The 897-nt window shown below is 57.1% G+C and carries 3 protein-coding genes; all 3 read left to right on the top strand.

The genetic code is table 11. The features are described from left to right. Nucleotides 1-258: transposase (locus Q4Q11_RS31905; RefSeq protein ID WP_498571989.1), on the top strand; the 258-nt coding region annotated here is incomplete at its 5' end. Further along, on the top strand, nucleotides 255-602 hold the full coding sequence (tnpB, locus tag Q4Q11_RS31900; RefSeq protein WP_113217715.1) for an IS66 family insertion sequence element accessory protein TnpB: 348 nt from the start codon (nucleotides 255-257) through the stop codon (nucleotides 600-602). The genes Q4Q11_RS31905 and tnpB, both read left to right, overlap by 4 nt. A gap of 72 nt (nucleotides 603-674) precedes the next feature. Next, on the top strand, nucleotides 675-897 hold a 223-nt coding region (locus tag Q4Q11_RS31895; RefSeq protein WP_498571988.1), incomplete at its 3' end, for an IS66 family transposase.

Below are 897 nucleotides of genomic sequence, written 5' to 3'. Positions count from 1 at the left end.
GGGGATGTAGCCCGCCGGCATGACATCCATCCGGGTCAGATCCGTTTATGGCGAAAGACATTCAGCCACTTTAGTGCGTCGCCATCGTTCCTTCCGGTACAGCTCGTGGACGAAGTAGGTCTCCGGCAGAAGCCTGCCGCTCCGCCCGCGCCAATGTTCATCAAGATCTTGCTACGAAACGGTCGCGGTTTAAAAGTTCCAGCCGACCTTGAGCGAAAGACGTTGGCATCTTTGATCGCCTGCGTGGAGGCGGCATGATCGGGCCTTCGGGAAATGTACGGGTCTATTTGGCCTGCGGGGTGACGGATATGCGGCGCGGCATTGATGGTCTGTCAGCGTTGGTCGAGGCTGTCATAAAGGAAGCGCCGGGCTCTGGCGCGATCTTTGGATTCCGGGGAAAGCGTGCTGATCGGATCAAGCTTTTGTGGTGGGACGGCCAGGGATTTTGCCTCTACTATAAAATTCTAGAGCGCGGATACTTTCCCTGGCCGACGGCGAAAGACGGGGTTGCGCATCTGACGCAGGCCCAGCTTTCCATGCTTGTTGAGGGGATCGACTGGCGAAGGCCGGCGTGGACTTCCGCACCGGGGAGAACGGGGTGAAAACCCTTGTTTTGCAGGAGGTTCCGGGCGAAATACCTGGCGTTAGAGACGCAAATCGGCTAGTTTTTGGACATGGAAACAACGCCGATTGACAGTCAGGATGAGCTATCTGCCTTGCGTGCGCTCGTCGCTGAGCAAGCGGCGAAACTCCGTGCACAGGAAGCCGAAGTCAGCAAGCGCGATTCCATTATCGATCTTCTGCGTGCGCAGTTGGAATTGCTGCGCCATCGGCAGCATGGTCCTTCATCGGAGAAGATAGACCGGAAAATCGAGCAGTTCGAACTGATGCTGGAGG

This window comes from Rhizobium sp. UFLA01-1127, assembly GCF_059803845.1.
The sequence above is the reverse complement of the archived record's forward strand: the minus strand, read 5'-3'. Positions and strand labels throughout refer to the sequence as shown.

Coding starts and splice junctions, on each gene's coding strand:
- tnpB (WP_113217715.1), top strand. CDS start 255: ATGATCGGGCCTTCGGGAAATGTACGGGTCTATTTGGCCTGCGGGGTG.